This is a genomic window from Pseudomonas sp. S12(2018) (genome assembly GCF_024355235.1).
Classification (GTDB): Bacteria; Pseudomonadota; Gammaproteobacteria; order Pseudomonadales; family Pseudomonadaceae; genus Aquipseudomonas; species Aquipseudomonas palmensis.
Window position 1 is genome coordinate 417,415 of record NZ_QLAD01000002.1, and the last position, 9,415, is coordinate 426,829.

Sequence of the window (9,415 nt, forward strand, 5' to 3'; positions counted from 1 at the left end):
CAGTGGCAGGCGCAACACCTGCCTCTTATGCACCGGCAACAAAAGGAGAAGCTGTATGCAAGTCAATATCAGTGGACAGCATGTAGAAGTCACTCCGCCACTGCGCGAGTATGTCGAGCAGAAGCTGAAACGACTGGAGGGTCACTTCGACAAGATCACCAACGTGACGGTGATCATGAAGGTCGAAAAGCTTCAGCAGAAAATTGAGGCTACCTTGCAGATCCCGGGCGGCGAAGTGGTTGCCAACGCCGAACATCAAGACATGTATGCAGCGATCGACGCCCTTACCGACAAGCTCGACCGCCAACTGAAAAAACACAAGGAAAAACAGCAAAGCCTCCTGCAAGGTGCAGCGGCCCGCTGATCCCCCCCACCCATGATCCGACTAGAAGATATCCTGACCCCCGGCCGTTCCCTCGTGAACGTGCCGGGCGGCAGTAAAAAGCGTGCGCTCGAACAGATTGCCAATCTGATCGGCAAGGAAGTACCCGAGCTGGACACCCAAACCGTGTTCGAGAGCCTGATCGCCCGTGAAAAACTGGGTTCGACCGGCTTCGGCAATGGTATCGCCATCCCGCACTGCCGCCTGAAAGGTTGTGAAAAACCGGTAAGCGCCCTGCTGCACCTGGACGCTCCCATCGACTTCGACGCCATCGATGGCGCCCCCGTCGACCTGCTGTTTCTGCTGCTGGTCCCGGAAGCCGCCACCGATGCGCACCTTGAGCTGCTGCGCCAGATCGCCAGCATGCTCGACCGCAAGGACGTGCGCGACAAACTGCGCGCGGCCACCGATAGCCAATCCCTGTACCAGGTCGTACTGGACGTGCAAAACGGGCACTGAACATGCGCTTGATCATCGTCAGCGGTCGCTCCGGCTCCGGCAAGAGCACCGCGCTCGCGGTACTTGAGGACAACGGCTACTACTGCATCGACAACCTGCCTGCCGGGCTGTTGCCGCAACTGGCCGAAAACGCACTGATCAATACCGAGCTGCTGCAGCCGCTGGTGGCCGTTTCCATCGACGCGCGCAACCTGCCCAGCCACCTGAGCCGCTTCCCCGAGCTGCTGGAGGATGCCCGCAGCAAGCACATCCATTGCGATGTGGTGTACCTGGACGCCGACGAGGAAACCCTGCTCAAGCGCTTCTCGGAGACGCGCCGACGCCACCCGCTGACCAACACGCAACGCTCCCTGGCCGAAGCCATCCGGGTAGAGAGCGACCTGCTGGGGCCGATCGCCGACCTGGCCGACCTCAAGATCGACACCACCAACCTCAACCTGTACCAGCTGCGCGACTCGATCAAGCTGCGCCTGCTCAACCAGCCCGAGCCGGGCACGGCGTTTCTGGTGGAGTCGTTCGGCTTCAAGCGTGGCATGCCGGTCGACGCCGACCTGGTGTTCGATGTGCGCTGCCTGCCCAACCCCTATTGGAAGCCCGAGCTGCGGGATCATTCGGGGTTGGAGCAACCGGTCATCGACTACCTGGCCGCGCAACCGGACGTCGAGGAGATGTTCCAGGACATTTCGTCGTACCTGCTCAAGTGGCTGCCACGGTTCGCCGCCAGCAACCGGGCCTATGTCACCATCGCCATCGGCTGCACCGGCGGTCATCATCGCTCGGTGTACATCACCGAACGCCTGGGCCAGGTGCTGCAACAAACATTGAAGAACGTCCAGGTTCGCCACCGCGACCTCTAGCCCTCAGGATCCCGCCCGCGATGCCCGCAATTGAAATCGAGATTATCAACAAGCTGGGGCTGCACGCCCGGGCAGCGGCCAAGTTCGTTGGCGTGGCGGGCAAGTACCCGTGTTCGGTGCGTGTAGGCCGTACCCCGGAGTCGATGGTCGATGGCAAGAGCATCATGGCCGTGATGATGCTCGCCGCCGGCAAGGGCACGAGCATCCACCTCAAGACCGAAGGCGAACAGGAAGCCGAAGCGCTGCAAGGCCTGGTCGAACTGATCAACAACTATTTCGACGAAGGCGAGTAACCTCGCCTTCTCGCTTCAGGACAACGCGGTATCCATCACCATCATCAGGCAGAAGCCGATGCACAGCCCCAGGCTGGCCAGGCGATGATTGCCGTTGCTGCGTGACTCGGGAATGATCTCCTGGGTCACCACCAGCAACATGGCCCCGGCAGCGAAAGCCAGGCCCAGCGGCAGCATCAGTTCGGCGACGCTCACCACCCACGCGCACAGCACCGCCGCCAGTGGCTCCACCAGCCCGGATGCCGCGCCGATCAGAAACGCCTTGAAACGGCCCATCCCCGCTCCAGCCAGCACCAGCGCGATCACCAGCCCCTCTGGCACATCCTGCAGGGCGATACCCATGGCCAGGCTGTCGGCATCCGGCATGCCGCCACCGGCCGACACCCCGATGGCCATGCCTTCGGGGATGTTGTGGGCAATGATGGCAATCACGAACACCCAGATGCGCGCCGGAATCACCGGCCTGCCGGGCACGGCGACCAGGTCGTCCGGTGTTGCGCCCGAGACCCTGCGGTCCACCAGGTAGATGCAGAACGCACCGAACAGCAGGCCGAAGCTGATCAGGCCACCTGCCCCCCATTTGCCGAAGCCGACCGCCTGTGCGGCGTCCAGCCCCGGGATGATCAACGAGAACGCCGTGGCGGCCAGCATCACGCCTGCGCCGAACCCCATCAGGGTATCGGCCACGGCCACCGGCATGCTGCGAATCACCAACACCGGCACTGCGCCCAGGGCAGTGCCCAGCGCACACATGGCCCCACCCTCAAGCGCACGCAACATCCGCGGTTCCAGGTCCAGCCAGGCGAAGCCCTGTACCAGCAGCAACGCCGTCCCCACCAACAGCAGCAGTGTGCCCAGCGCCAACCTGAACAGGCGCACACCGCCAATGGCCATCACCTCCGAGCGCATGCCGCTAGGACTCACACCAGGGCAGCAACGTAGCGACGCTCTACTTCGGACCAGTTGATCACGTTGTAGAAGGCGCCGATGTATTCGGGGCGACGGTTCTGGTACAGCAGGTAGTAGGCATGCTCCCACACGTCCAGGCCAAGAATGGGCGTATTGCCATTCATCAGCGGGCTGTCCTGGTTGCCGCTGCTCTCTACCACCAGGGTTTTCTGCGGCGTTACGCTCAGCCACGCCCAGCCACTGCCGAAGCGGGTCAGCGCAGCCTTGGTGAACGCATCCTTGAATGCCTCGAAACCGCCCAGCTGGTCATCGATCGCCTCGCCCACCGCGCCGTGGGGCTGACCGCCGCCGCCGGGCGCCATCACCGTCCAGAACAGACTGTGGTTGGCGTGCCCGCCACCCTGGTTGATCACTGCGGCCTGCAGATTCTGCGGCAGGCTCTTGACGCTGGCGACCAGCTGCTCGATCGGCCACTCGGCGTATTCGGTGCCCTCGATGGCGGCATTGAGGTTGTTGATGTAGGTCTGGTGGTGCTTGCTGTGGTGAATCTGCATGGTCTGGGTGTCGATGTGCGGTTCCAGCGCATCGTAGGCGTACGGCAATGCAGGCAAGGTATGCGGCATATCAGTGGGTTCCATAATGAAGGGCTGGGGGCTGTAGTTGTTCCTGGCCGGCAAACAGCGCCGGCTGCGCCCCCTGGCGGTAGAGCAGGCGTTCGGTACGGGGGTACTGGCCATACTCGCTGATGAAATTGAGCAGTTCGGTGTAGGTCTTGCTGCTCTGGCGCAGCGCCGCATCGCGCAGCAACGGCGAAAGGCGCTGATCCTGGCTGGCCTGCAACAGGCGCTGGTGGATGGCGCACAGGTACTCGGCGCTCTCCTGCGGCTGCTTGAGGCGCAAATGCAGGTCGGCCAGGTTGTGGTGCGAAATCACACAGGCGGCCACCGCCTCGTCGGCGTCCTGCCAGCGCTCGAACAACACCTGGGCCAAGGCCAGGGCCTGCAAGTACAACTCGCGGGCATCCACCAGATCGCCCTGTTGGAACAGGCGGTTGGCTATTTCAGTGGTGCGTTTCCAATGCTGCATGACAGAAACCTCCGAAGCGGTGGGCGGTGTCAGATACCGCCGGCCGTGAGTTTTTCAGGGTCGAGCAGGACTTCCAGCTGGCTGCGCGGCAGGTCGGTGTGTTCCAGCGCAACCTCGATGATCGGGCGCCCCTGCTTGTAGGCGGTCTTGGCGATTTCGGCAGCCTTCTGGTAGCCGATGATCGGGTTCAGCGCGGTCACCAGGATCGGGTTGCGCGCCAGGGCTTCCTTGAGCTTGGGTTCGTTGACCTTGAAGGTGGCGATGGCCTTGTCGGCCAGCAGACGGCTCACATTGGCCATCAGCTCGATGCTGCCCAGCAGGTTCTGCGCAATTATCGGCAGCATCACGTTCAGTTCGAAGTTGCCCGACTGGCCCGCCACGGCGATGGCCGCATCGTTGCCGATGACCTGCGCGGCCACCATGGCGGTGGCTTCCGGAATCACCGGGTTGACCTTACCCGGCATGATCGAGGAGCCGGGCTGCAGCCCTTCAAGCTCGATCTCGCCCAGCCCGGCAAGCGGGCCGGAGTTCATCCAGCGCAGGTCGTTGGCGATCTTCATCAGGGCCACGGCGGTGGCCTTGAGCTGGCCGGAAACAGCCACGGCGGTGTCTTGCGAGCCGATCAGGGCAAACAGGTTTTCCCCCGGCACGAACTGCACCCCGGTCAGGCCGCTCAGTTGCTGGCTGAAGCGCGCGGCGAACGCGGGGTGGGCGTTGATCCCGGTGCCCACCGCAGTGCCGCCCTGGGCCAGGGCCTGCAGGCTTGGCAGGGTGTCGTTCAGGTGACCGATGCCCGCCTTGACCTGTGCCGCCCAGCCGCCCAGCACCTGGCTCATGCGCACGGGCATGGCGTCCATCAGGTGGGTGCGACCGGTCTTGATGAACGGGTGCACCTGCTCGGCCTTGTGCTCGATCACCTGCACCAGGTGCCTGAGCGCCGGCAGCAGTTGTTCTTGCAGGGCCAGCGCGGCGCTCACGTGGATGGTGGTGGGGATGATGTCGTTGCTGCTCTGGCCGCAGTTGACATGGTCATTGGGGTTTACCGTGTCGCCCAGCACACGGCTAGCCAGGGTCGCGATCACCTCGTTGGCATTCATGTTGGAGCTGGTGCCGGAGCCGGTCTGGTACACGTCGACCGGGAAGTGCTGCATGAAATCGCCAGCCAGCAACTGTTCCACGGCGGTGACGATGGCAGCGCCCTGTGCCTGGCTGATCTGCTCCAGCTCGACGTTGGCCTTGGCGGCGGCGGCCTTGGCCAGCAGCAGGGCCCGGATGAACTGGGTCGGCATGCGCTGCTGGCTGATCGGGAAGTTGTTCACCGCGCGCTGGGTCTGGGCGCCATACAGGGCCTCGGCCGGCACCTGCAGCTCACCCATGCTGTCACGCTCGATACGGGTATTACTCATCATCAAGTCCTTGCATCAGTTCAGCGAAAGAAATCGAAGGCAGCAGCGTGCAGTTCGCCAGTTGCAGGGCGAAGGGCTGCCAGCGCTGGCCGTGCTCGCCGCCGTCGAGCTTGCGCAGCTGCAGCAGCGGCTTCCAGGCCTGGTCCAGGCACAAGCAGCGCCAATGCCACGGCAGCATGCGGTCGCACGCGGTGTCGAGCAGCAGGCGGAAGGAAGTCAAGGCGACGGTCCAGGCCGAGGTCTCGGTGCAGCAGACCAGGTAGCGACCTTCGGCCAGGTAGTGTTCGATCAGGCGCGGCTCGTCGGGCTCGAGGGCACAGCGAATTCGCCGGCTCAGCCAGCGCCAGTTTTCGAGGTAGGGCAATTCGTGAAGGACAGGTCTCATGAACATCATCGCCTAGATAATGATAGTCATTATTAAGTGATAATCAGAATCAGTTCAAGTGCGACCAAAGGCGAAAAGCAAAAAGCCCGGCACGGGGCCGGGCTTCGATGTGTAACCTGAGGTGGCCCCTTCGCCGGCAACGCCGGCGCCTACGGGGACCGCGCACAGGCCGGCGGTGTCAGCTGCCGGCGACCGTCATGCGCTCGATCAGCACCGAGCCTGTGTGAATATTGCTACGGGTTTCAAGATCGTTGCCGATAGCGACAATCTGCTGGAACATGTCCTTCATGTTGCCGGCAATCGTGACTTCCTGAACCGCAAACTGGATCTCGCCGTTCTCCACCCAGTACCCCGCTGCGCCGCGCGAATAGTCACCGGTCACCATGTTCAAGCCATGCCCCATCAGCTCGGTCACCAGCAACCCGCGCCCCATGCGGCGCAGCAATGCAGCCTGATCTTCGACCCCATGCGTGACGAACAGGTTGTGCACGCCACCGGCGTTGGCGGTGCTTGGCAGCCCCAGCTTGCGTCCGGAATAGGTGCTCAGCACATACGACACCAGCTCGCCATTTTCGACGAACGGCTTGGCATAGGTCGCCAGGCCGTCCCCATCGAACGAGGCACTGCCCAGGGCACGCTGCAGGTGCGGCCGCTCGTCCAGGGTCAGCCAGCTGGGGAACAGGCGCTGGCCCATGCAGCCTTCCAGAAACGACGACTTGCGGTACAGGTTACCGCCGGAAATCGCCGACAGGAAACTGCCGAACAACCCGCCGGCAAGCTCCGCCGAGAACAGCACCGGTACCTCGCAGGTCGGCACCGGACGTGCGCCCAGGCGCGCCGCCGCACGCTGCGCAGCGCGACGTCCGATACTCTGCGGATCGGCCAGCAGCTCGCCCTGGCGGTTCACGTCATACCAGTAGTCACGCTGCATCTGCCCATCACCTTCGGCGATCATCACGCAGCTCAGGCTGTGGCGGGTGGAGGCGTAGCCACCGATGAAGCCGTGGCTGTTGCCGTACACCCGGCATCCCTGGTGGGTGCTGAGTGTGGTGCCATCGGCGTTCTTGATGCGGGCATCGGTGTCGAACGCCGCGGCTTCGCAGGCCAGGGCCTTTTCGATGGCCTGCTCGGGGGTGATGTCCCAGGCGTGATAGAGGTCGAAATCCTGCAGGTCACGGGCCATCAGGGCCGGGTCGGCCAGGCCCGAGCATTCGTCCTCGGAGGTGTGCTTGGCAATGGCCAGGGCCGCCGCCACGGTCTCGCGAATGGCATCGCTGCCACTGGCCGAGGTGCTTGCCGAGCCCTTGCGCTGGCCCACATACAGGGTGATGCCGAAGCCCTGGTCGCGGTTGAACTCCACCGTCTCCACCTCGCGCTGGCGCACCGAGGTCGACAACCCCTGCTCCAGCGATACGGCCACTTCGCAGGCGCTGGCGCCCTGGCGCCGGGCTTCGGCGATGATCTGTTCGACCTGTTCCTGCAACGCCGGCAGGGCCTGCGGACCTACGCTCTGGACTGCACTCATGGTTTTCTCCACTCAAATTCTGCGTTCGGCTCGGGTCAATCTACGACCGGACCGGACAAGCGGCCCCCGACTGGTTATCATGGCGGCGATTCTCAGCGGACTGCCCCCATGGTTGATTCTTACGACACCGCCTTCGACGGCGAAAAAAGCAAAACCCAAATCAAGCGCGAGATGCAGGCGCTGGTTGATATGGGCGAGCGCCTTACCACGCTCAAGCCCGATATCCTGGCCAAACTGCCCTTGACCGACGAACTGCGCGCGGCCCTGGAAGAGCACAAGCGGCACACCGCGAACGAAGCCAAGCGCCGTCACAAGTCGTTCATCGGCAAGCTGATGCGCGACCAGGACATCGACGCGATCCTCGCGCTGCTCGACCAGCTCGACGCCTCTTCGCGCCAGTACAACGAACGCTTCCACAACCTCGAACGCTGGCGCGACCGGCTGATCGGCGGCACCGACGACGTACTGGAGAAGTTCGTCCAGGAATACCCGGACGCCGATCGCCAGCAGCTGCGCTCGCTGATCCGCCAGGCCCAGCACGAGCTGGCGCGCAACAAGGCGCCCACCGCCAGCCGCAAGATCTTCAAGTACATCCGCGACCTCGACGAAATCCAGCGCGGCCTGCGCTGATTCTCGCCACCGGGCAGGCACCCTGCCCGCCCGGTTTCATGCTCATGCGCCCGTGCCACCCACGGTGATCGCATCGATCTTCAGGGTCGGCTGGCCAACGCCCACCGGCACCGACTGCCCATCCTTGCCACAGGTACCCACACCACTGTCCAGCGACAGGTCGTTGCCGACCATCGACACCCGGCTCATGGCCTCGGGGCCGTTGCCGATCAGCGTCGCACCCTTGACCGGCGCGGTGATCTTGCCGTCTTCGATCAGGTAAGCCTCGCTGGTGGAGAACACGAACTTGCCGCTGGTGATGTCCACCTGGCCACCGCCGAGGTTGGCGCAGTAGATGCCACGCTTGACCGAGGCGATGATCTCCGCCGGGTCGCTTTCGCCGGCGCGCATGTAGGTGTTGGTCATGCGTGGCATCGGCAGGTGCGCATACGACTCGCGCCGCCCGTTGCCGGTGACTGCCATGCCCATCAGGCGGGCATTGAGCTTGTCCTGCATGTAGCCCTTGAGAATGCCGTTCTCGATCAGTGTGGTGCATTCGGTCGGGGTGCCTTCGTCATCCACGCTCAACGAACCGCGGCGCCCTTCGAGGGTGCCGTCGTCGACGATGGTGCACAGGCTGGACGCGACCTTCTCGCCCAGGTGGCCACTGTAGGCCGAGCTGCCCTTGCGGTTGAAATCGCCCTCCAGGCCATGCCCGACCGCCTCGTGCAGCAGCACACCGGACCACCCGGCGCCCATCACCACCGGCAAGGTGCCGGCCGGTGCCGGAATGGCCTCGAGATTGACCAGTGCCTGGCGCAGCGCCTCGCGGGCAAAACCCATCACCCGCTCGTCGGTGAAGTAGCGGTAGTCGGTGCGCCCGCCGCCGCCATGCCCGCCACGTTCGCGACGGCCATTCTGCTCGACGATCACACTGACGTTGAAGCGCACCAGCGGCCGCACGTCGGCCGCCAGGCTGCCATCGGCAGCGGCCACCAGAATGCGCTCCCACACCCCGGCCATGCTAACGCTGACCTGCTGGATACGCGGGTCCAGGGCACGCGTGGCCACGTCGACACGCTTGAGCAGCTCGACCTTCTCGGCGCGGCTGAGCACATCCAGCGGGTTGCCCGGCGCATACAGCGCGGTCACGTCCTGGCTCTTGAAGGCCTGCACGCTGCCATTCTGACCGGCGCGGGAAATGGAGCGCGCGGCGCGTGCAGCGGAAGTCAGGGCTTCGAGGTTGATCGCGTTGCTGTAGGCAAAGCCGGTCTTTTCACCAGACTGGGCGCGTACCCCGACCCCCTGGTCGAGGTTGAAGCTGCCTTCCTTGACGATGCCGTCTTCAAGCGCCCAGGACTCTGAAATCTGGCCCTGGAAGTACAGGTCGGCGGCGTCGATTCCCGGCCCGGCCAACTCGCCCAGCACCGATTGCAGGCTGTCGAGGGTCAGGCCGCCCGGCGCCAGCAGGTGATCGCTGACAGTGGATAACAACTCGCTCATA

12 protein-coding genes are annotated in these 9,415 nt (G+C 64.1%); 5 read left to right on the forward strand and 7 right to left on the reverse strand.

The genetic code is table 11. The annotated features are described in order from the left end of the window. Positions 1 to 55 precede the first annotated feature (55 nt). From raiA to DN388_RS05835, 4 genes are read left to right on the forward strand one after another with little or no spacing between them, the layout of a single operon-like run. Positions 56 to 364 carry a ribosome-associated translation inhibitor RaiA gene (raiA, locus tag DN388_RS05820; RefSeq protein ID WP_043862459.1) on the forward strand — a complete coding sequence of 103 codons (309 nt, stop codon included), beginning with the start codon at positions 56 to 58 and terminating at the stop codon, positions 362 to 364. A 12-nt stretch (positions 365 to 376) separates the two neighbouring features. Continuing rightward, a complete protein-coding gene (gene ptsN / locus DN388_RS05825; protein ID WP_043862460.1) occupies positions 377 to 841 on the forward strand; it encodes a PTS IIA-like nitrogen regulatory protein PtsN in 465 nt (154 codons plus the stop codon). Between the two features lie 2 nt (positions 842 to 843). Continuing rightward, complete coding sequence (rapZ, locus tag DN388_RS05830) at positions 844 to 1,698, forward strand: RNase adapter RapZ (RefSeq protein WP_043862461.1); 855 nt, start codon at positions 844 to 846, stop codon at positions 1,696 to 1,698. A 20-nt stretch (positions 1,699 to 1,718) separates the two neighbouring features. After that, positions 1,719 to 1,991: an HPr family phosphocarrier protein gene (locus DN388_RS05835; RefSeq protein ID WP_043862462.1), complete on the forward strand. Its 273-nt coding sequence runs from the start codon at positions 1,719 to 1,721 to the stop codon at positions 1,989 to 1,991. Between the two features lie 15 nt (positions 1,992 to 2,006). Here the strand turns inward: DN388_RS05835 and DN388_RS05840 are convergent, their stop codons facing one another. The 6 genes from DN388_RS05840 to pmbA all read right to left on the reverse strand — a co-directional run bounded on the left by DN388_RS05840 (position 2,007) and on the right by pmbA (position 7,302). Further along, the gene (locus DN388_RS05840) at positions 2,007 to 2,900 is read right to left on the reverse strand and encodes a ZIP family metal transporter (RefSeq protein WP_058541430.1); all 894 of its coding nucleotides are present in this window, start codon (positions 2,898 to 2,900) and stop codon (positions 2,007 to 2,009) included. A gap of 11 nt (positions 2,901 to 2,911) precedes the next feature. Further along, positions 2,912 to 3,523 (reverse strand): superoxide dismutase, encoded by a 612-nt coding sequence (locus tag DN388_RS05845; protein ID WP_043862464.1) that lies wholly within the window; start codon positions 3,521 to 3,523, stop codon positions 2,912 to 2,914. Between the two features lies 1 nt (position 3,524). After that, on the reverse strand, positions 3,525 to 3,986 hold the full coding sequence (locus DN388_RS05850; protein ID WP_043862465.1) for a hypothetical protein: 462 nt from the start codon (positions 3,984 to 3,986) through the stop codon (positions 3,525 to 3,527). A gap of 29 nt (positions 3,987 to 4,015) precedes the next feature. After that, a complete protein-coding gene (locus tag DN388_RS05855; RefSeq protein WP_254997582.1) occupies positions 4,016 to 5,392 on the reverse strand; it encodes a lyase family protein in 1,377 nt (458 codons plus the stop codon). After that, complete coding sequence (locus tag DN388_RS05860; RefSeq protein ID WP_043862467.1) at positions 5,385 to 5,786, reverse strand: hypothetical protein; 402 nt, start codon at positions 5,784 to 5,786, stop codon at positions 5,385 to 5,387. Before DN388_RS05860 ends, DN388_RS05855 begins: the two co-directional genes overlap by 8 nt. 169 nt (positions 5,787 to 5,955) lie before the next feature. Then, complete coding sequence (pmbA, locus tag DN388_RS05865; protein WP_043862468.1) at positions 5,956 to 7,302, reverse strand: metalloprotease PmbA; 1,347 nt, start codon at positions 7,300 to 7,302, stop codon at positions 5,956 to 5,958. A 108-nt stretch (positions 7,303 to 7,410) separates the two neighbouring features. On the opposite strand from pmbA, the gene yjgA reads away from it, so the two are divergent. Continuing rightward, positions 7,411 to 7,932: a ribosome biogenesis factor YjgA gene (yjgA, locus tag DN388_RS05870; RefSeq protein ID WP_043862469.1), complete on the forward strand. Its 522-nt coding sequence runs from the start codon at positions 7,411 to 7,413 to the stop codon at positions 7,930 to 7,932. 42 nt (positions 7,933 to 7,974) lie between these two features. Here the strand turns inward: yjgA and tldD are convergent, their stop codons facing one another. Beyond that, positions 7,975 to 9,414, reverse strand: a complete 1,440-nt coding sequence (tldD, locus tag DN388_RS05875; protein ID WP_043862470.1) for a metalloprotease TldD — start codon at positions 9,412 to 9,414, stop codon at positions 7,975 to 7,977. Position 9,415: the final 1 nt, after the last annotated feature.